This window comes from Rhodococcus sp. ARC_M12, from assembly GCF_022810385.1.
Classification (GTDB): Bacteria; Actinomycetota; Actinomycetes; order Mycobacteriales; family Mycobacteriaceae; genus Rhodococcoides; species Rhodococcoides navarretei.
Genome location: NZ_JALGQI010000001.1, coordinates 249033 through 268409 on the forward strand (window position 1 = coordinate 249033; position 19377 = coordinate 268409).

The window sequence follows — 19377 nt, forward strand, 5'->3', positions numbered from 1 at the left end:
TACGCGATGAAGCTAGCCGTAGCCGGTGGAACCGGAACCGTCGGAGCACATGTCGTCGAGGTTGCACGTGAACGCGGACACGAGGTGGTCGTGCTGTCGCGATCGGCCGGTGTGGATCTCGTCACCGGCACAGGTCTGTCCGACGCGTTGTCCGGGGTCGACGCTGTCGTCGATGTCGCGTCGACGCAGACAGTGTCGGCGAAGGAGTCCACGGCATTCTTTTCCGCCGTCACCCGACATCTACTCGCGGGCGAGAGCGAGAAGGGTGTCGGTCATCATCTGGCCCTGTCCATCGTGGGGATCGACCAGGCCCCACAGTCGTACTACGCCGGAAAGGTCGAGCAGGAGAGAATCGTTCGCTCGGGAACCGTGCCGTGGACGATCCTGCGGGCCACCCAGTTCCACGAATTCGCCGCCCAGATCCGCGCACGCGCCTCGTTCGGTCCGGTGAGCATCATCCCGAAGATGATCTCGCAACCGATCGCCGCCCGCGAGGTTGCCGAGCGTCTGATCGACCTGGCCGAGCGGCCGCCTTCCGGCCGCGTCGCCGATCTGGGCGGTCCGCGTCGGGAGCGCATGGCACAGATGGTGCGGGGCCATGCCCGGGCGATCGGTAAGCGGACACTCGTGCTCGAAGTGCCCGTTCCGGGTGCCTACGGGCGCGCGATGCGCGACGGAACACTGGTTACTTCCGCCGGTGCCGATCACGGTACCCAGACGTTCGAGGACTGGGCGGCCGCACAGTCGCGATGATCGCCCACCGCCGAACTCGAAGCTGTGGACGACATCCGGCGATTTCTCGTCCATGACGTCGAGTTCGGCGGGGTGGGTCGAGAGGCATCTCACCTGACCGGTGGTGCATTGTGAGGAAAGGAAACTATCCGTCGTTCTGCCGCCGAAAGCAGGCCATGAATTCACGCATCGTGTTCGCTGTCGTCACCGTCGTGCTGTTCGGTCTCGGACTGCGTCTGTTGTTCGGCAGTACCTCGGCTCTCACCTCCGATATCGCAGAGTTCTATTCTGCCGACTCCGTCTCGATGGCGCTGTTGACGACGGGACCGGTGATCTGTCTCGGTGTGTGCGCGGCCGCTGCAGGTTGTCTGTTGCGTCGTGCGCGGGTGACGCACGTGCTCGTCGGATGCTTGATTCTCATCGCTGTCGGCACCGCGGTGCGCGCGGTGCCGTCCTGGCCGGTGCTGGTGGCTGGAACCCTCGTGGCGGCTGCAGGTATTGCGGTGGCGAATGTGTTGGGTCCGGTTCTGGTTCGCGTGATCGTGCAGGAGTGGAGCCTGCAGGAACGACCCGACAAGCAGGAGTGGAGCCTGCAGGAACGACCGGGTGGGCAGGAGTGGAGCCTGCAGGAACGACCGGGTGGGCAGCAGTGGAGCCTGCAGGATCGACCCGTGAGTCCGGCGGTGTCGGCTCGGCGGCTCGGGTTGTTGACCGGTGTGTTGACGGCTGTGATCAGTGCCAGTGCCGGTGTTGCTTCGGGGCTCTCGGTTCCGTTGACGGAGGCGCTCGACGGTGGTTGGCGGTGGGTGCTCGGGCTGTGGGCGGTCCCGGTGTTGATTGCGGCGTTGTGTATGGCGCGGTTGTCCCGGATGTTCGCGAGGGCGGGGTCGGCCGCTGTGCCCGGTGCCGTGGGGTCGCGCGGCGGTTCGGGCGTCCTGCGCTCCCCCGTCGCGTGGGCGGTGACGGCGTTCATGGGTGTGCAGTCCCTCATGGCGTATTCGATGATCGCCTGGCTGCCCACGATCTACCAGGATCGTGGAGTGGACGCCGCCGCGGCGGGGCTGCTGTTGACGGCCCTGTCGCTCAGCAGTGTCGTGACGGCGCTGACGGTGCCGAGCCTGGCCACCAGGTTGCCGAGACAGAGCGTTCTGGCCGTTGCGGTGGTGCTGCCCACTGGTGGGGGCTTGGTGGGGGTGTTGTCCTCTGCAGATTCCTGGGCGCTGTTGTGGGCTGTGTTGCTCGGACTCGGTCAGGGTGGGCAGTTGTCCCTGGCGATGACACTGATGAACCTGCGGGCCGCGACGGCACGTGATGCTGCATCGCTGAGTTCGATGGCTCAGACGGTCGGCTACCTACTGGCAGCCTGCGGCCCGTTGGTGTGCGGCGCGGTGCATTCGGCCACGCAACGGTGGGAGCCGTCGGTACTCTTCCTTCTCGTGATGACGGCTCCGATGGCAGTCGCGGGCGCGGTGGCCGGACGCCGCGCGTTCTACGGCGTGGACGTCCGGCGGGAGGAGAGCCTCAGAGGCTCTTGACCCAGTGCGAGACCCGCTGCACGACGTCCTCGCAGGTGAGACCGAGTTCGTGGTGTAGCTGTTCGCGCGATGCGTGGTCCAGGAATCGTTGCGGCACACCGAGATCCCGGCACGGAGTGTCGACGCCTGCACCGCGCAGCGCGGCCGACAACGTCGATCCGATTCCGCCGTGCACACCGCTGTCCTCGATGGTCACCACCATTCGATAGTCCTCGGCCAACTTGAGCAACGACTGCGGAATCGGAAGCACCCACCGGGGATCCACGACGGCAACCGAGATGCCGTCGTGCCGAAGCTTCTGCGCAGCGTCGAGGGCGAGCGAACCGAACACACCGACCGCAACGATCAACACGTCGCCCGTCGCATCGGCCGGCTCGGCCAACACATCGACGATTCCGTCCAGCCTGCGCACAGCCGGCACCGCCTCGGTCACTGCGCCCTTGGGGAAGCGCAGCGCAGTGGGTCCGTCGGACGTCGCGATCGCCTCGGCCAGTTCTTCCTTCAGCGTTTCCGCGTCTCGCGGTGCCGCTACCTTCATGCCGGGAATGATGCCGAGGAGAGACATGTCCCACATGCCGTTGTGACTGGCACCGTCGGCACCGGTGACACCGGCGCGGTCCAGCACCACGGTGACCGGTAGTCCGAGCAGCGCCACGTCCATCAGTAACTGGTCGAACGCGCGATTGAGAAAGGTGGAGTAGATCGCGACCACCGGGTGCATGCCGCCCAGCGCAAGGCCGGCGGCCGACGTCATCGCGTGTTGCTCGGCGATACCGACGTCGAACAGTCGGTCGGGGAACCGAACCCCGAACGCGGCGAGACCTGTGGGCGCAGCCATCGCTGCGGTGATCGCCACGACGTCGTCGTTCTGTTCGCCCTGCTCTATCAGCGCCGCCGAGAACACCGAGGTCCAGTCCGGTACCGACTTCGATCGCGCCAGCCCTGTCAACGGATCGATGACACCGGTGGCGTGCATCTGATCGGCGACGTCGTTCTCGGCGTGAACGTAACCCATTCCTTTGCGCGTCACCGCGTGGACGATGACCGGACCGCCGTACGCCTTGGCTCGGCGCAGAGCCGATTCCATCGCATGCTGATCGTGCCCGTCCACCGGACCCAGGTACTTGATTCCCAGATCGGTGAACATCACCTGCGGGCTGATGGCGTCCTTTACCCCGGCCTTCATTCCGTGCAGCATCGCGTACGCCGTAGGACCGACGACGGGAATGCGACGCACGATTCGGCGACCGTTGTCCAGCACCTTCTCGTACCCCGGCTGCAGCCGCAGGGCCGCCAGATGATCGGCCAAACCACCGATGGTCGGAGCGTACGAGCGACCGTTGTCGTTGACGACGATCACCAGAGATCGGTCCCGACCGGCGGCAATGTTGTTCAATGCCTCCCAGCACATCCCGCCGGTGAGTGCACCGTCTCCGACCACGGCGACGACGTGGCGGTCGGTCTCACCCTTGAGTGCGAACGCCTTGGCCATGCCGTCGGCATAGGAGAGCGACGCCGACGCGTGCGAGGACTCCACCCAGTCGTGTTCGCTCTCGACCCGTGACGGATAGCCCGACAGTCCACCCTGCTTACGGAGCGTGTCGAACAGACCGGTGCGCCCGGTCAGCATCTTGTGCACGTACGCCTGGTGGCCGGTGTCGAAGATGACGGGGTCACGCGGCGAATCGAAGATTCGGTGGATCGCCAGAGTCAGTTCCACCACGCCGAGATTGGGTCCGAGGTGGCCGCCGGTGGCGGACACCTTCTCGACCAGAAACGCGCGGATCTCGCGGGCCAACTCGGCCAGCTCCGCACTGCCGAGGTCGCGCAAGTCCTCGGGCGTCTGAATTCGCGCTAGGACACCCAACGAGATCGCTCCCTCCGGCCGGAAACAGAATAGAGACTTCAGTCTACGGAGTCGGCGTTCCTCGCCGCTCCGCCCAGCATCGTCACGCCGACAGTACCGTCGAGCATCCAGGTGCCCTGGATCAGCCGCCCCTAACCTCCGCAGTGTCGAATCGGACATCACACTTACAGTGTGGCCTATGAGCAACGTCGTCGATGCCATCCTGCGCCGAGTTCACGAGCTGTGCCGCGACGACACGTCCGGGCACGTGGCGGACTACATTCCCGAGCTCGCCGCCGTCACGCCGGACGGGTTCGGTATCGCGCTGACGACCACGGACGGTTACCTCTACGAAGTCGGTGACACTCGACTCCCCTTCACTATCCAATCGATCTCCAAGCCGTTCACCTATGCATTGGCCCTGGCCGATCGCGGCCTGGACATCGTTGCGAGCAAGATCGACGTCGAACCGTCCGGTGAGCCGTTCAACGAGATCAGTCTCGACCCCGTCACCGAGCGACCGCGCAACCCGATGATCAATGCCGGCGCCATCACGTCGGCGTCACTGATCTCCGGGCGCAGCGCCGAGGACCGGTTCGAGCGCATTCGAGCCTCGTACTCTCGCTATGCGGGGAGGTCTCTGACGTTCAACGAGTCCGTCTACCGGTCGGAGGCCCGCACCGGCAATCGCAACCGCGCCATCGGCTACATGCTCCGTTCGTTCGACATCATCGACCACGATCCCGACGCCGCAGTCGATCTGTACTTTCGCCAGTGTTCGATCGACGTCACCGCTGCGGACCTCGCCATGATGGCGGCGACCATGGCCAACAACGGTGTCAATCCGCGCACGCGAGAGCGCGCACTGGCACCCGCGCTGGTCGAACGAGTGCTGTCGGTCATGACGACGTGTGGGATGTACGACGGCGCGGGCGACTGGGTCGCGCGGGTGGGTCTGCCGGCCAAGAGCGGAGTCGGAGGGGGAATCCTGGCAGTACTCCCGGGGCAGATGGGCATTGCCGTCTATTCACCGCGACTCGATTCCCACGGCAACAGCGTGCGCGGGGTCGCCGCGTGCCGAGAGCTCTCGAACCGTCTCGAACTGCACTTCCTGCACGTCACCCGAGCGGCCAAGTCCTCGATCCGGCGTCGATACGTGGTCACCGAGGCACCCTCGCGTAAACGGCGCTCCGATGTGGAACAAGCCGCCTTGGCCGCCGTGGGAGATCGCGCCCGAGTGTACGAGCTGCACGGTGATCTGCTGTTCTCCGGTGCCGAGACGGCCGTCCGTGAGATCGGCGACCTCGACCGGGAACTGGATGCCCTCGTCATCGATGTTCGGGGGGTGGACGAAGTCAGTGACATCGCTCGCACCATGTTCGAGGACCTACGTCGAGATCTCGCCGAACACGGCTGTGTGGTGGGTCTGGTGGATCCCAGAGCGATCATGGGTCATACGACGTCGAGTCTCGACCCGGCCGATCCCGCAGGCCGAACGTATTCGAGCCTGGGTGCGGCGATCCAGTGGGCCGAGAACCTGCTTCTGGATCGTCATTGCGTGGGTGTACGACAGCCCACCGTCGTCACCACTGCCGAGCATCCGTTGCTGGCCGGGCTGTCCGCCGCCCAGTTCGAGGCGGTGACTCCGTATCTGGAGAAACGGCACTACGCGCGTGGAGACGTGATCGTTCGCCACGGCGATCCGGCGGCGGGCCTGTTCCTGATGCTGCGCGGCGAGGTGACGTCGACGGCGGTCTCCGCCGACGGTGGCAAGCACCGCATCACGACTCTCTCCCCCGGCATGAGCTTCGGTGAGATGCCCCTGCTGACGTCGGTGCCGTTTCTGCTCGACATGGTCGCCGACACACCGGTCGATCTCGTGGTGGTGTCGACGGCGCACTTCCAGGCGCTCACGCGCGACGCACCGGAGATCAAGCTGGCGCTGCTGGAAAATCTCGCCACCGGAGCGTACGGCCAGATGGCAGCGGTGATCAGAACGCTCGGGCGGTTCGACATCGGCATCTGATGATGTCGAACCGTCCGATCTCGATGTTCCGACGAACGTCAGGCACCGAGGGTGAGCATCGTGAGCACTTCGGTCGGCTGCGGCGAGCCGCCCTCGGGTTCGAGCGAGAAGGCGAAGTTGGTCGATGCTCCGAGTCCGTCGACCACGGTGCCGGACTCCGATGCGAGTTGGTCATCCGTCACCACCCCTGCCGAGCGGGGCGAGCCGTCCACGAACCACATCTGATAGACGCGTCCCGGTGGCGGCTGTGGAACTCCGTCCAGAGACACCACGACCGCGTTCCGAGCGAGTGAGTACGACACCGTCGCCGAACCACCGCCAGGGAACTCGGCTGTGGTTTCGCGCGCATCCGGGGCGGCCACGATCTGCTCGGCCTGCGACGGCTGGGGGTCCGTACCCATCGTTTGGGTGACGACCACGACGCCGCCCACTGCGACGACCACCGCGGCCGCAGCCGAGACCATCGAGTAGCGCCAGGTCTTCGAGCGCTCGCGCCGGTGTCGGTGCAGCGGAGTGACGTTCGGTGGCAGCTTGTGGACCGTGGGCTCCTGATCGCTGACGGCGACCTGATCGAGCACCAGTTGCCGTACTCGCTCCGGTGCAGGAGTGGCGTCGGCCGCGGCCGCCAAGGCCAGCGTCTCGTGGATCTCGCCCACCAGGACATCGAACTGAACGCGCGCGGTGTCGTCGACGCGCAGTCGCTCGGCCTCGATGTCGCGTCGCTCGGAATCGGTGGTCGCGTGGAGGGCATAGATCTCCGCGTCGTCGAGCAGCCGTTGTCGTGACGATTCACTCATTGCGGGATCACCCCCAGACATGTCTTCAATTTGATCAATCCGTCTCGTATGCGCGATTTGATGGTGGGAACCGCGACCCCGAGCCGCTCCGCAACTTCGCGATAGGTGTAACCGCTGTAGTAAGCCATTCGGACCGACTCGCTCTGCGTATCGGTCAAGGTGTCGAGACAGGCAACCACGGCCTCCGATTCGAGCCGCTGAGTCACCGTTTCGAGCACTTCGTCGTGTTCCGGTGTGTGACTGACCGCGCCGTACGCTGCTTCGCGGTCGGTGCCCGACTGTTCACTCCGAACGCGATCGACGGCCCGGCGGTGCGCCAGCGTCATGATCCAGGCCAAGGGACTGCCCTGATTCGGGTCGTAATTCGGTGCCGCACGCCAGATCTGGAGGAACACCTCCTGCGCGGTCTCCTCGCTGTACCCCGGGTCGCGAAGCACCCGCAGCACCATGCCGTACACCCGCGAGGACGTCGCGTCGTACAGTTCGGCGAACGCCGTCCGATCGCCCTGTGCGACCGACGCCATCAACCGACGCAGACGATCCGCTTCCTCGGCACGCAAGTTCTTGAGCTGTGGACTGGGAACGGCACATACCGCATCCTCGGCCTCGAAGTTCTCGACGGCAGAGGATGTCGTTCGCTCACCGCGTGCATCCGGCGATCCGGACGCATCGGGCAACGGCGCGCTCATCGGAAGGTCGTCCCAACAGACGGGTTCATGATCGAGTTCATCGATCACGACACTAGTGGTCATAGCGCTCTCATATCGAAACCTCCGCGTTTTCCCGCCGCAGTACATATTCGGAACAAACCGATCGGAGGATGGTTCGGGACGAAAATTCGTTTGCGGAGATGTGGACCGCGTTTCATCCTTGGTGGACAATCGGACAATCGTGGTGAATCGGGCGACCGGCCCACAGGAGGAATCGAGAGACATGGCGGCGATCGAGACACACGGTCTGGTCAAACGTTTCGGAACGAACGTCGCTGTCGACGGAGTCGATCTGTCCATTCCGTCCGGTGGTGTCTACGGCGTGCTCGGGCCGAACGGCGCAGGGAAGACGACGACCATCCGGATGCTGGCCACCCTGCTGCCGATCGACGGCGGCAGCGCCCGAGTCCTGGGTCACGATGTGGCGAGCGAACCGGAGGCCGTACGGCAGAAGGTCGCTCTGACAGGGCAATTCGCTTCCCTGGACGAGGATCTCACCGGTACGGAGAATCTGGTGCTGCTCGCTCGTCTCCTCGGCTACTCACGGCCGGCCGCCCGATCACGAGCCGAACAGTTGCTGACGGCGTTCGACATCGCCGACGCCGGGCCGCGACAGGTCAAGACCTACTCCGGCGGCATGCGCCGTCGCATCGATATCGCCGCCAGCATCATCGTCACTCCAGAACTGATCTTCCTCGACGAACCCACCACCGGACTCGACCCCCGCAGCCGAAACCACGTGTGGGAGATCGTCCGCGCGTTGGTCGCAGGCGGGACGACGGTGTTGCTGACGACACAGTATTTGGACGAGGCCGATCAACTGGCCGGGCGTGTCGCAGTCATCGATCGCGGCAAGGTCATCGCAGAAGGGACGACGGGTGAGCTGAAGGCATCGGTGGGATCGAATTCGCTGCACCTACGGGTCCTCGACTCGGCCCAGCGAACGGTTGCCGCACAAATCCTGCGAGATCTGGTCGGCAACAACGTCATCGAGGATCCGGACCCGTCCACCGTCACCGCGCGGTTGGACAACCCGGCACAGGCCGCGCCCGTGCTGCCCGCACTCGAAGCGGCGGGTATTCCCATCGCGTCGTTCACCCTTGGCCAACCGAGTTTGGACGAGGTGTTTCTGGCCCTCACCGGGCACGGGGCAGGAGTGGAGCCTGCGGGAACGACGCATGGGGCCGATGCCGGCTCGGCAATCGAATCCGACAAGGAGGTCGCGTCATGACCGCGGAAGCCCAGCAGTCGACGCCACGGGCAACGACCATCATCGACGTGCTCGGTGCGGCCGGGCCTCGTCCACCGCGCCCGTCGTCGTTGTCCACGTCGCTGAGCTTCGGGTGGCGAGCGCTGCTCAAGATCAAGCACGTACCCGAGCAGTTGTTCGATGTGACGGCCTTCCCCATCATGTTCACGTTGCTCTTCACCTACCTGTTCGGTGGCGCACTGGCGGGGTCGACTCAGGCGTACATCCAGTTCCTGCTCCCCGGCATCCTCGTCCAGACCGTGGTGATGATCACGATGTACACCGGCGTGACCATGAACAAGGACATCGAGAAGGGCGTGTTCGACCGGTTCCGTTCGCTGCCCATCTGGCGTCCGTCACCCTTGGTCGGCGCGCTGCTCGGTGACGTCGTTCGCTACACGCTGGCGTCGGTGATCGTGCTGATCCTCGGATTGATACTCGGCTTCAGGCCGCAGGGCGGCGTCGTCGGGGTCGTGGCCTCGATCGCGCTGCTGCTGGTGTTCTCGTTCTGCCTGTCCTGGATCTGGACGATGATCGCTATGATCGTGCGCACCGAGGCCGCGGTGATGGGCGTGTCGATGTTCATCCTGTTTCCACTCACTTTCGCGAGCAACATCTTTGTTGACCCCGCCACGATGCCCGGTTGGCTGCGGGCGTTCGTCGACGTCAATCCGGTCAGCTTTCTGGTCACGTCCCTGCGTGGCCTGATGCAGGGCGACGTCGACACCGGTCAGCTGGGAATGACGCTGATGCTGTGCGCGGTGTTGCTGGCGGTGTTCGGGCCGATCACGATGCGCCTGTACAACCGAAAGTCCTAGCGAACCCGGTGCGCAGCCTCGATCACGAGGCGGCGCGTGCTCGATGTCTACGTACCGCATCGCGGTTCGAGCACACCGTTCCGCAGTACCGCTGTCTGCCGGTTCTCGAGGTGTCGGCGAAAGCGAGAGTGCAGTCGGCTGCCGCGCAGCGGTCGAGGCGAGACATACCGCGTCCGGTCAGATGCAACGCTGTGCCGACACTCACCAACGCCCTGATGACGCCACCGAGTTCGATGTTGGGGTCGCGGTAGTGCATGTGCCAGCCGTCGTCGGCATGGTTGGTCAAGCGCGGGTACGCCGACGCCTGTGCCAGAAGCGCGTTGAGCGCGTCGGCCCGTTCGTTGTCGGTGGTTGCGTCCACCACCCGCGCCCAGTCACGCAGGAACTCGAGGGTGTCCAGCAGATCGGCCTCGGTTGCCGTCCAGTCCGGTACGAGGCCCGCGTCGACGCAGCGGTTGCCCAGTTCGGTCGCCGACGTGGGTGGCGAGTTGAGCAGGTCGATGCCGAGTTTCACTGCGTATTCGCCGTAAGGGTTGATGTGCACAAGACCATTACATCACGATGGACGCATGGATACAGAACACATCGCACACACCTGGACCACCCACTCCACCCACGACACCAGCGAGGGCCTCGTCGGGTACCAGGGATGCCGGTGCGGTGCCCAGCGCATCGTGACCGTTCCCACGCACACCTTCGCCCCGGTCGCCGAAATTGCGCACCGGGCCTGATCGGTCGCCGCAGCCCTCACCGTCGAACGAAACGGCCGATGCACTCGACATGACTGGTCAGGGGAAACGCATCGAACGCGCGCATGTCGACGAGTTCGTATCCCGCGCCCCGATACAGGCTCGCATCTCGTGCGAACGACGCCGGATCGCATCCGACGTGCACCACCGAGCGGGGAGACCTGGCGGCGAGGGCGGCGATCACGTCTCGGCCGGCTCCCGCACGCGGTGGATCCAGCACCGCCACCGACACCGGTTCGGCCAACGCGTCGATCGAGCGCTCGACCCGCCCCGGAACGAACGAGACCTGCGGCAGATCGTGCAGCGCCGAACGGCCGTCCTCGGCGGCGCGACGGGAGAATTCGACACTGGCCACCCGGCCCGTCGACCCGACCCGATGGGCCAGCGCTGCCGCGAACAAACCTACACCGCCGTACAGATCCCAGGCACCGTCACCTGCAACGGCGTCCGCCCACTCCCCCACCACATCGGTGTACACCTGCGGCGCGCCGCGGTGGGCCTGCCAGAACCCGGTGGCGTCGAGGGTCCACGCCCTGTTCGAGACGTATTCCGTCACACGACCCGATCCGATCACGGCTTTCTCCGGCCTGGACCGAGACGACGCTGCCCGGCGCGCCGACGCGCCCCGGCGGCCCGGCGATCGGCGTCCGGTGGACGAGTGCTGCGCCGGGGCGATCTCCACCACGTGCCGCTCACCATCCCCGTCGAGGGCCACCTGCAACTCGGCACCCGGCCGCCATTGCTGCTCCGACAGACCGTCGAAGGCCGCGGAATCCATTTGCGGACAGGACAATTCGGTGACGATCGAGCTGCTCCGATACCGGTGGTAGCCGGGCCGCCCGCCGGAATCGACAGCAAGCCGCACGCGGGTTCGCCACCCGGTGCCGTCGCCGGTCCCCGGCAGTTCCTCGACCCGCACGTCACGCTCGATTCCGGCGACACGGCGCAGCTGCTCGGCCACGACGAAGGCCTTCATACGCCGTCCGGCATCGGCCGTGGCGTGGGAATAGTCGCAACAGCCCGAGCCACCCGGTCCGGAGATGGGGCAGCGCGCGTCCACCCGGTCCGGAGATGCCGACAGAATCTCGACGGCGTCGGCGCGGCAGAACGACCCGCCTCGGTCCTCGGTCACCCTGGCCACCACCCGTTCGCCGGGCAATCCGTGGCGCACGAACATCACCCGGCCGTCATGACGGGCCACACAGAATCCACCGTGTCCGGGTGCTCCGAGTTCGACCTCGAGCAGCAGCCCGAACCAGCTCTCGCTCACTTGCCCACCGGTGGCTCGTAGCCGCGACGCGATGCGCCCGGTGCATTGCCGAGCACTTCACGTTTGGCCTTCTCGGAGGACCGCAGCTGCCACGGCACACTGGTGACCATCACGCCCGGCTGAAACAGCAATCTAGATTTCAGTCGCAGTGCGCTCTGATTGTGCAGAACCTGCTCCCACCAGTGCCCCACCACGTATTCGGGAATGAAGACGGTGACGACGTCGCGCGGTGAATCGCGGCGAACCCGTTTGACGTAGTCCAGGACCGGTTTGGTGACCTCGCGGTAGGGCGACTCGACGACCTTGAGCGGCACCGAGACGTCACTGGCCTCCCACTCCCTGACCAGCGCACGTGTGTCGGCTTCGTCGACGTTGACGGTCACGGCCTCGAGGGTGTCAGGCCTGGTCGCCCGGGCGTACGCCAACGCGCGCAGGGTCGGCATGTGCAGCTTCGAGACCAACACGATCGAGTGCGTCCGGCTGGGCAGCACTCCGTCCCATTCCTCGTTCTCGAGCTCGCGAGCCACGGTGTCGTAGTGCTTTCTGATCATGCGCATCAGTACGAAGATCGCCACCATCGCCACGATCGCGATCCACGCACCGGCGGCGAACTTGGTGATCAACACGATGACCAGCACCGTTCCGGTCATGCCGAGACCGACACCGTTGACCACCCGCGAGCGCTGCATGCGCCGGCGTTGCTCGGGATCGGTCTCGGTGGCCAACAGCCGCGTCCAGTGCCGAACCATGCCGGTCTGACTGAGGGTGAACGAGACGAACACACCGACGATGTAGAGCTGAATGAGCTTGGTGACCTCGGCGCCGAACACGACGACGAATGCGATCGCGGCTCCGGACAGGAAGAGAATGCCGTTGCTGAAGGCCAGGCGGTCACCGCGAGTGTGCAGCTGGCGCGGCAGATACCGATCCTGTGCCAGCACCGAACCCAGGACCGGGAAACCGTTGAACGCAGTGTTGGCCGCAAGAACGAGAATGAGGGCGGTGACGGTGGTGATGAAGAAGAATCCGATGGGGAATCCGCTGAAGACCGACTCGGCCAGCTGCGCGATGAGCGTCTTCTGTTGGTAGCCCTCCGGCGCGCCGACCAACTGGTACTCGGGGTCCATGGCGTATTTGATGCCGATCTTCTGTGCGAGCAGGATGATGCCCATCAGCAGTGTGATCCCGATGACCCCGAGCAGCAGCAGCGTCGTCGCGGCATTGCGCGACTTCGGCTTCTCGAATGCCGGTACCCCGTTGCTGATGGCCTCGACTCCGGTCAGTGCCGCGCAACCGGACGAGAACGCTCGCGCGATGAGGAAGGCGAAGGCGATGCCGTACAGGTGCGAATCTTCGGCCCTCAGATCGAAGGCCGCCGACTCGGCATGGATGTCGTCGCCGAGGACGTAGACCCGGAACAGGCCCCACCCCAGCATCAGGACCATGCCTCCCATGAAGGCGTATGTCGGGATGGCGAACGCAGTTCCGGACTCCCGGATGCCACGGAGGTTGATGGAGGTGACCAGGACGATGGCCACGACAGCGAACAGCACCTTGTGCTGGGCCACGAAGGGCACCGCGGACCCGATGTTCGACGCGGCCGCCGAGATCGACACCGCCACGGTCAGCACGTAGTCGACCAGCAGTGCGCTACCGACCGTCAGTCCGGCCGCGGGGCCGAGGTTCGTGGTGGCGACTTCGTAGTCGCCGCCACCCGAGGGGTAGGCGTGCACGTTCTGTCGGTAGCTGGCTACCACCACCGCCATCACCACGCAGACGGCAAGACCGATCCACGGGGTGAACGCGACGGCCGAGATGCCCGCGACGGAGAGCACGAGAAAGATCTCTTCGGGCGCGTATGCCACCGAGGACATGGCGTCCGAGGCGAAGACCGGCAACGCGATTCGCTTGGGAAGCAACGTGTGACCGAGCTTGTCGCTGCGGAACGGCTTACCGAGCACGAGCCGCTTGGCGGCAGTCGAGACCTTGGACACGCACAGAAGCGTAGGCCGTCCTCCTACGGGCGTCTCAACCACGCGCCCGAAACTGCGTCGGAGCGCACCCTCGATCCGTACGGTGGCCGATCCCCCGATACGTTGGTGCACGCCTGCCGGTCATGGCAGTGTCGGTCGGCAGTGATCGACCATCGAGATCGGGACGGAGCTGGACGTTGTACGTAGTTGTGATGGGATGCGGCCGTGTCGGCGCATCGCTGGCCGGTGCCCTCGAGCGCATCGGCCACGAGGTTGCGATAATCGACCGCGACGAAACGTCATTTCTACGTCTCGATCCCGACTTCAGCGGGCATCGCGTGATCGGCATGGGATTCGACCGAGATGTGCTGGTGAGCGCGGGAATCGAGAAGGCCGAGGCATTCGCGGCCGTATCGTCCGGCGACAACTCGAACATCATCTCCGCCCGCGTCGCACGCGAGACGTTCGGCGTCGACAAAGTGGTCGCGCGAATTTACGACGCCAAACGCGCCGCCGTCTACGAGCGGCTCGGCATCCCGACGGTCGCCACCGTGCCCTGGGCCACCGATCGATTTCTGCACAACCTGCTGCGCGACGACCCCACGACGAAGTGGCGCGATCCGTCGGGCAGCGTCGCCGTCGTCCTGCTCGACTTCCACGACGCCTGGATCGGCAAGAAGCTCTCGGTACTCGAAGAAGCCACCAACTCGCGGGCCGCGTTCGTCATCCGATTCGGCGGCGGACTGTTACCGGACAAGCGCACCGTCATCCAAGCCGGTGACGAGGTGTACGTCGCCGCGGTCTCGGGCACCGTCGCCGAAGCCATTGCGCTGGCGGGCAACGCTCCGCCCTCGGACAACTGATGCCCGCGCGCACGTTCCCCACCTCCCCCATCGACCCGAACGGGAAGCCATGAAAGTCGCCATCGCCGGAGCCGGCGCAGTCGGCAGATCCATCGCACGCGAGTTGATCCGCAGCGAACACGATGTGATGCTCCTCGAACGCAAACTCGACCACGTCGATCAGGCCGCCATCCCGGAAGCGGAATGGGTGCTCGCCGACGCGTGCGAGCTGAGTCTGCTCGAAGCCGCCCACCTCGAAAATTACGATGTGGTGATCGCTGCCACCGGCGACGACAAGGCCAATCTCGTGCTCAGCCTGCTGGCCAAGACCGAGTTCGGTGTCAACCGCGTGGTCGCCCGAGTCAACGATCCGCGCAACGAATGGCTGTTCGACGCTGCCTGGGGCGTCGATGTCGCAGTGTCGACGCCGCGCATGCTCGCATCACTGGTCGAAGAAGCTGTCTCAGTGGGCGATCTCGTGCACTTGATGACGTTCCGCAAAGGCCAGGCCAACCTCGTCGAGATCACACTGCCGGAGAACACTCCTCTCGCGGGTAAGCCGGTCCGCAAGCTCCAACTGCCCAGGGACGCAGCATTGGTGACGATTCTGCGCGGCGGCCGCGTGATCGTTCCGCAGCACGACGATCCACTCGAAGGTGGCGACGAACTGCTATTCGTCGCATCGAAAGAGGTGGAGAACGAACTACGCGCCGCGGTCGGCCTGATCTGAGGGCAGCTGCTCGACGCCCCGGTCCGCGGTCGATGTCGCGTCGAGCGCGCGATCGGCCGAACGCACCGCCCAGAGTGTGACCAGGAGCGCCACTCCAGTCAGTGGCCAACCCATCCCGATGCGGGCAACGGCGAGCCAGCCCGTCTGGTCGGAGTCGTAGAGCTGTGACTGCACGATGTACCGGGCACCGAACACCGACGCCCAGGCGATGGTGGCCACGTCGTAGTAGCGCACGGCCGTCCGGTTGCCACGCCACGACGTTCCCTTGCCGTTGAGGTATCCCCAGATGATGCCGACCAGCGGCCAGCGTGCAAGCACCGACAACACGAACGCAGCGCCGTAGACCAGCGAGGTGTAGATGCCGAAAAGGAAGTAGCCCTTGGCATCCCCCGTCCGATACGCGATGAACGCACAGATACCCACCCCGAAGAACCCCGAGATGGCGGGTTGGATGGGACTACGACGAACCAGTCGCCACACCAATACCGCAGCAGCGACGCCAAGAGCGGCCCACAGAGCGGCGGCGAGATTTGCGTAGCTGTTCACCGGAACGAACACGAGAACGGGCAGCGTGGAGTAGGCCAGCCCGCTCAATCCACCGAGCTGCTCGAGGACGGTGGGAGCCACCTTCTCGGCCGTGGCCGACGCGTCGGGCGCGGGTTCCGGCGTGTTCGACGTCGGCGGGGGCGGCACGGAATCGTCGCTGTTGGTCACGACAACGAGAGTGCCATACCGGCGACGATCAGCTGTCGTCGCGCAGTTCGTAGTAAGGGTTGTAGACGATCTTGCGTCCGTCGCGTTCGCCGACGCGTCCGCGAACGAGCAGAGTCTTACCGGGCTCGATTCCCGCGATCTTGCGACGTCCGATCCAGAGCAGCGTCACCGTGTCGGTGCCGTCGAAGAACTCGGCCTCGATATTGGCATTGGCCGCCTTCGAACAGGCTTCGACGCTGCGCAACCGGCCGAACATCGTGACTTCCTCGCCGCGCGAGCAGTCGCACGCGCGCCGAGCCCCCGAGGCTTCGGAGGTTTCGGCCATCTCCTCGGCATCGAGTTGATCGATGTCCTCTGTCAACTTTCGCGTCAGGCGGCGAAAGTATCCTGCGGCAGCGGGTGCCATGGTGCGCTCCAGCGGTGTGGGGGTCGTTCCGCGGGCTCCACGAGCCCGCAGTATGGGTCGTTCCGCAGGCTGCACTCCCGGCGGAGCAGTTGCGGCGACGTGGGGGTTTCCCGCGTCAGGGTGGGTACTTCGCCACTGTAGACCCGAAGTGTCACGCTGGCCAACCAGTGCCGACGCGGTGTCGGCAGGCGTGCACAATCGTGTCGTGCACAGCCGATTCGACACCCGTACCGCGATCGTTCTACCGGGGACGGGGTCCGACGCCCGGTTCGCCGCCGACGCGTTCTCGGCAGCATTCGACAGTGTGGGATTGACCACCATCGCGGTCGAACCCGACCCGGCCGATGTGGTGCAGAGCTACCTGTCCGCCCTCGACGACGCGGCGGATCGACACGGACGCATCGTGGTCGCGGGGATATCCCTCGGCGCAGCCGTCGCGGTTCGATGGGCTGCCGACCACGCATCGAACACCACGGCCCTTGCGCTCGCGCTGCCGGCGTGGACCGGCGACCCGACCGGCTCCCCTGCTGCCCTGAGCGCGGAATTCACCGCCCGATCGTTGCGTGAACAAGGACTCGACGCGGTCATTGCGGCAATGGCGGCGTCGAGCCCGCCGTGGCTCGCGCGCACTCTGCGGAGGTCCTGGGCGGCCCAGTGGCCCGCCCTTCCCGACGCGCTGGACGAAGCGGCTCGCCATCGCAGCCTCGAACCCGATGAACTCGCTCGGATCGAGCTCCCTGCCATCGTCGTGGGCGCAGTGGACGACGCGGTCCATCCGATCGAGGTAGCTCGACAGTGGGCGCGGGCGCTACCGAACTGCGAGCTGCGTACGGTGACCCTGGACGAAATCGGGCGCGACCCGGGATGCCTCGGCCGGGCCGCCGTCGACGGTCTCGACAGGCGGTCGACTCACCCGCCCAGCTGCTGAATCGCCGATCCCGACGCACCCCGACGCGGCGCACGATCACGCTCGGCGGCGGTGGATTGCGGAACCGAATCCTGCTGCGGCGCAACAGGTTCCGCAGACGGAACCGCAGCCTCGGGCTGAGCCGCCCGTTGCGTTGCAGTCTGCTGAGCGGCAGCTTGCTGCTGTGCTGCCGCAGCAAGCTGCTCCGCCAGCACCTGCGGCAACACCACCGGCAGCGGGGTGCGCACCGGATGTGGGTCGGTACCCCGGTCCACCACGGTCTGGCGAAGGATCGTGTGCGCCAGTCGAACGAGAGGTTGGCCCTCACCCACGGCACCCGAGGGGCCGGCCAGAACGCAGCGGACCATCCAGCGATACCCGTCGACTCCGATGAAGCGCAGGTCCGCGTTGGCCGTGACGCCGAGCAGTTCGCGGCCCCACGGACCCGTCTCCACTGTGGTCTCGGCCTTGTCGTTGCGCAACGACGTCGCCAGGTCGGCAGCAACCTCGCGCCATTGACCAGGGGATTTCGGTGCCGCGTAGGCAGCGATGGTGATGCGTCCGAACTGCGTCACGATGTGCACTGCCTGCGGGGTACCTGCCTGCGACATCTCGACCTGGAGTTGACCGCCCTCCGGCAGCGGAATCAACACCGAACCGAGGTCGAGTCTGGTCTTGGCGACGGTCTCGCGATCGTCGTCGAGGTCCTCGAGATCGTGGGGCCCGTCGGCGGCCGTCGTTGCGGCCTCGCCATCGACGTCCTCGTCTTCGACACCGTCGACGAATGGCTCCACACCGGGCGCGGAGGCACTGCCGGCGTCGTTCTTCTTACGCCGTCCGAACATGTTCAGCTCTCTTCTTCTCGGTTGTTTCCACTGTGCCTGCCGACGGCCGACGTCGTGGCGGAACTCACTGGTTCAGACTTGCATGCCCGCCGGTCGAACCATGACCACCGGCCCCGCGAACGGTGTCGTCCAGCTCGTCGACCTCGACGAACGTCACCAGTTCGACTCGCTGCACGATCAGCTGAGCGACGCGGTCGCCACGCTCGAGCACGATCGGGGTGTGCAGATCGTGATTGATCAGGCAGACCTTGATCTCGCCCCGGTATCCGGCATCGATGGTTCCTGGGGTATTGACCACGGAGAGTCCCGACTTGGCCGCCAACCCGGAGCGCGGATGCACCAGCCCGACGGTTCCGAGCGGGAGTGCGATCGCTATTCCGGTCCCCACCAGGACTCGCTGACCAGGCTCGATCGTGACCGGAGCCGTGATGCGCAGATCGACGCCTGCATCACCCTCGTGCGCACGTGCGGGTACCGGTAGGTCCCGATCGAGTCGGCGTACACGAACTTCGGACACCGGATCCGTAGGCCACGGCAGGGTCGGGAATCTGGGGTCGGACGGCTCGGTGCCGGACTCGGTGACTTCGTCGCTCACGTCGACCGAGACTACGCGGGCCCGCTCCCCCGTCGGTGTGGCGACTACCCTGGAGCTCGTGACTGCAGATCGACAGGCCGAACACGCGTCGGAATCCGGCGACTCCACTGCCCGCACCGGATCACCGGCACCCGCCGGAACGGTGCACTATTCCGAGCGGCTGTGGGTGCCGATCTGGTGGTGGGCAGCGGGCGCGGCCGTGGCGGTGTTGCTCGCCGCAGAGATCCACATGGGCGCTCCGGGAATCCGAGCGTGGCTCCCCTACGTCCTGTTGCTCCCGCTGATCGCATGGGCTCTGTTCGCCTTCAGCAGGCTGCGCGTCGAGGTGGTCGCCGATGCAGGCTCGACCGGTGCCGAGCTGCGTGTCGGGAAGGCACATCTGCCGCTCGACGTTGCAGCCAAGGCGGCCGTCGTACCCGCGACAGCAAAAAGTGCGGCGCTGGGAAGGCAACTCGATCCATTGGCCTTCGTGCAGCACCGCACCTGGGTGAAGCAGATGGTGATCGTCGTCCTCGACGATCCGGACGACCCGACGCCGTACTGGCTGGTCAGCACCAAACGGCCCGAGGAGCTCTTGGCGGTCCTGACCGCGCACGGCGTCGAAGCGCGCTGAACCCCCGACAGTCCGCACCG

General features: G+C 65.7%; 20 protein-coding genes. 10 read left to right on the forward strand and 10 right to left on the reverse strand.

The window, feature by feature from the left end; genetic code table 11:
* Window positions 1–6: 6 nt before the first annotated feature.
* Together MTX35_RS01125 and MTX35_RS01130 are read left to right on the forward strand one after the other, a co-directional pair.
* Window positions 7–753 (forward strand): SDR family oxidoreductase, encoded by a 747-nt coding sequence (locus tag MTX35_RS01125; protein WP_243593192.1) that lies wholly within the window; start codon window positions 7–9, stop codon window positions 751–753.
* 155 nt (window positions 754–908) lie between these two features.
* On the forward strand, window positions 909–2267 hold the full coding sequence (locus tag MTX35_RS01130) for an MFS transporter (RefSeq protein WP_243593193.1): 1359 nt from the start codon (window positions 909–911) through the stop codon (window positions 2265–2267).
* Here MTX35_RS01130 and dxs read toward each other — a convergent pair.
* Window positions 2254–4134: a 1-deoxy-D-xylulose-5-phosphate synthase gene (dxs, locus tag MTX35_RS01135; RefSeq protein ID WP_243593194.1), complete on the reverse strand. Its 1881-nt coding sequence runs from the start codon at window positions 4132–4134 to the stop codon at window positions 2254–2256. The two genes, MTX35_RS01130 and dxs, sit on opposite strands and share 14 nt — an antisense overlap.
* Window positions 4135–4312: 178 nt before the next feature.
* Here dxs and glsA point away from each other — a divergent pair, with 178 nt between their 5' ends.
* Window positions 4313–6139, forward strand: a complete 1827-nt coding sequence (glsA, locus tag MTX35_RS01140; RefSeq protein ID WP_243593195.1) for a glutaminase A — start codon at window positions 4313–4315, stop codon at window positions 6137–6139.
* Between the two features lie 38 nt (window positions 6140–6177).
* On the opposite strand, the gene MTX35_RS01145 is transcribed toward glsA, so the two are convergent.
* A complete protein-coding gene (locus MTX35_RS01145; RefSeq protein ID WP_243593196.1) occupies window positions 6178–6936 on the reverse strand; it encodes an anti-sigma factor in 759 nt (252 codons plus the stop codon).
* Window positions 6933–7688 (reverse strand): sigma-70 family RNA polymerase sigma factor, encoded by a 756-nt coding sequence (locus tag MTX35_RS01150; RefSeq protein ID WP_243593197.1) that lies wholly within the window; start codon window positions 7686–7688, stop codon window positions 6933–6935. The genes MTX35_RS01145 and MTX35_RS01150 overlap by 4 nt, the downstream gene beginning before the upstream one ends.
* Before the next feature lie 181 nt (window positions 7689–7869).
* Here MTX35_RS01150 and MTX35_RS01155 point away from each other — a divergent pair, with 181 nt between their 5' ends.
* Window positions 7870–8877, forward strand: a complete 1008-nt coding sequence (locus MTX35_RS01155; RefSeq protein WP_243593198.1) for an ATP-binding cassette domain-containing protein — start codon at window positions 7870–7872, stop codon at window positions 8875–8877.
* Window positions 8874–9713: an ABC transporter permease gene (locus tag MTX35_RS01160; protein ID WP_243593199.1), complete on the forward strand. Its 840-nt coding sequence runs from the start codon at window positions 8874–8876 to the stop codon at window positions 9711–9713. The genes MTX35_RS01155 and MTX35_RS01160 overlap by 4 nt, the downstream gene beginning before the upstream one ends.
* A 22-nt stretch (window positions 9714–9735) precedes the next feature.
* On the opposite strand, the gene MTX35_RS01165 is transcribed toward MTX35_RS01160, so the two are convergent.
* A complete protein-coding gene (locus tag MTX35_RS01165) occupies window positions 9736–10257 on the reverse strand; it encodes a CGNR zinc finger domain-containing protein (protein WP_243593200.1) in 522 nt (173 codons plus the stop codon).
* Between the two features lie 25 nt (window positions 10258–10282).
* Here MTX35_RS01165 and MTX35_RS01170 point away from each other — a divergent pair, with 25 nt between their 5' ends.
* Window positions 10283–10444 carry a hypothetical protein gene (locus MTX35_RS01170; RefSeq protein WP_243593201.1) on the forward strand — a complete coding sequence of 54 codons (162 nt, stop codon included), beginning with the start codon at window positions 10283–10285 and terminating at the stop codon, window positions 10442–10444.
* A 16-nt stretch (window positions 10445–10460) separates the two neighbouring features.
* Here the strand turns inward: MTX35_RS01170 and MTX35_RS01175 are convergent, their stop codons facing one another.
* Window positions 10461–11732 carry a class I SAM-dependent RNA methyltransferase gene (locus MTX35_RS01175; RefSeq protein WP_243593202.1) on the reverse strand — a complete coding sequence of 424 codons (1272 nt, stop codon included), beginning with the start codon at window positions 11730–11732 and terminating at the stop codon, window positions 10461–10463.
* The gene (locus MTX35_RS01180) at window positions 11729–13726 is read right to left on the reverse strand and encodes an APC family permease (RefSeq protein WP_243593203.1); all 1998 of its coding nucleotides are present in this window, start codon (window positions 13724–13726) and stop codon (window positions 11729–11731) included. Before MTX35_RS01180 ends, MTX35_RS01175 begins: the two co-directional genes overlap by 4 nt.
* A gap of 176 nt (window positions 13727–13902) precedes the next feature.
* Here MTX35_RS01180 and MTX35_RS01185 point away from each other — a divergent pair, with 176 nt between their 5' ends.
* Both MTX35_RS01185 and MTX35_RS01190 read left to right on the forward strand, forming a co-directional pair.
* Complete coding sequence (locus tag MTX35_RS01185; protein ID WP_243593204.1) at window positions 13903–14568, forward strand: TrkA family potassium uptake protein; 666 nt, start codon at window positions 13903–13905, stop codon at window positions 14566–14568.
* 49 nt (window positions 14569–14617) lie between these two features.
* Window positions 14618–15277 (forward strand): TrkA family potassium uptake protein, encoded by a 660-nt coding sequence (locus MTX35_RS01190; RefSeq protein ID WP_243593205.1) that lies wholly within the window; start codon window positions 14618–14620, stop codon window positions 15275–15277.
* On the opposite strand, the gene MTX35_RS01195 is transcribed toward MTX35_RS01190, so the two are convergent.
* Together MTX35_RS01195 and MTX35_RS01200 are read right to left on the reverse strand one after the other, a co-directional pair.
* Window positions 15251–15904, reverse strand: a complete 654-nt coding sequence (locus tag MTX35_RS01195; RefSeq protein WP_243593604.1) for a DUF3159 domain-containing protein — start codon at window positions 15902–15904, stop codon at window positions 15251–15253. The two genes, MTX35_RS01190 and MTX35_RS01195, sit on opposite strands and share 27 nt — an antisense overlap.
* 115 nt (window positions 15905–16019) lie before the next feature.
* Window positions 16020–16397 (reverse strand): OB-fold nucleic acid binding domain-containing protein, encoded by a 378-nt coding sequence (locus MTX35_RS01200; RefSeq protein WP_243593206.1) that lies wholly within the window; start codon window positions 16395–16397, stop codon window positions 16020–16022.
* 205 nt (window positions 16398–16602) lie between these two features.
* Here MTX35_RS01200 and MTX35_RS01205 point away from each other — a divergent pair, with 205 nt between their 5' ends.
* Window positions 16603–17325 (forward strand): alpha/beta fold hydrolase, encoded by a 723-nt coding sequence (locus MTX35_RS01205; RefSeq protein WP_374230210.1) that lies wholly within the window; start codon window positions 16603–16605, stop codon window positions 17323–17325.
* On the opposite strand, the gene MTX35_RS01210 is transcribed toward MTX35_RS01205, so the two are convergent.
* A complete protein-coding gene (locus MTX35_RS01210) occupies window positions 17307–18149 on the reverse strand; it encodes a DUF3710 domain-containing protein (RefSeq protein ID WP_243593208.1) in 843 nt (280 codons plus the stop codon). The two genes, MTX35_RS01205 and MTX35_RS01210, sit on opposite strands and share 19 nt — an antisense overlap.
* A gap of 64 nt (window positions 18150–18213) precedes the next feature.
* Window positions 18214–18687 carry a dUTP diphosphatase gene (gene dut, locus MTX35_RS01215; RefSeq protein ID WP_279393161.1) on the reverse strand — a complete coding sequence of 158 codons (474 nt, stop codon included), beginning with the start codon at window positions 18685–18687 and terminating at the stop codon, window positions 18214–18216.
* A 199-nt stretch (window positions 18688–18886) separates the two neighbouring features.
* Between dut and MTX35_RS01220 the strand changes: the two genes are divergently transcribed.
* Window positions 18887–19357, forward strand: coding sequence for a DUF3093 domain-containing protein (locus tag MTX35_RS01220; RefSeq protein WP_243593606.1), 471 nt, complete (start codon window positions 18887–18889; stop codon window positions 19355–19357).
* Window positions 19358–19377 lie beyond the last annotated feature (20 nt).

What these genes read in the sequence shown, in the direction of transcription:
- MTX35_RS01125 (WP_243593192.1), top strand. Translation starts at nt 7, where the DNA reads ATGAAGCTAGCCGTAGCCGGTGGAACCGGAACCGTCGGAGCACATGTC.
- MTX35_RS01130 (WP_243593193.1), top strand. Translation starts at nt 909, where the DNA reads ATGAATTCACGCATCGTGTTCGCTGTCGTCACCGTCGTGCTGTTCGGT.
- glsA (WP_243593195.1), top strand. Translation starts at nt 4,313, where the DNA reads ATGAGCAACGTCGTCGATGCCATCCTGCGCCGAGTTCACGAGCTGTGC.
- MTX35_RS01145 (WP_243593196.1), bottom strand. Translation starts at nt 6,936, where the DNA reads ATGAGTGAATCGTCACGACAACGGCTGCTCGACGACGCGGAGATCTAT.
- MTX35_RS01150 (WP_243593197.1), bottom strand. Translation starts at nt 7,688, where the DNA reads ATGACCACTAGTGTCGTGATCGATGAACTCGATCATGAACCCGTCTGT.
- MTX35_RS01155 (WP_243593198.1), top strand. Translation starts at nt 7,870, where the DNA reads ATGGCGGCGATCGAGACACACGGTCTGGTCAAACGTTTCGGAACGAAC.
- MTX35_RS01160 (WP_243593199.1), top strand. Translation starts at nt 8,874, where the DNA reads ATGACCGCGGAAGCCCAGCAGTCGACGCCACGGGCAACGACCATCATC.
- MTX35_RS01170 (WP_243593201.1), top strand. Translation starts at nt 10,283, where the DNA reads ATGGATACAGAACACATCGCACACACCTGGACCACCCACTCCACCCAC.
- MTX35_RS01190 (WP_243593205.1), top strand. Translation starts at nt 14,618, where the DNA reads ATGAAAGTCGCCATCGCCGGAGCCGGCGCAGTCGGCAGATCCATCGCA.
- MTX35_RS01200 (WP_243593206.1), bottom strand. Translation starts at nt 16,397, where the DNA reads ATGGCACCCGCTGCCGCAGGATACTTTCGCCGCCTGACGCGAAAGTTG.
- MTX35_RS01210 (WP_243593208.1), bottom strand. Translation starts at nt 18,149, where the DNA reads ATGTTCGGACGGCGTAAGAAGAACGACGCCGGCAGTGCCTCCGCGCCC.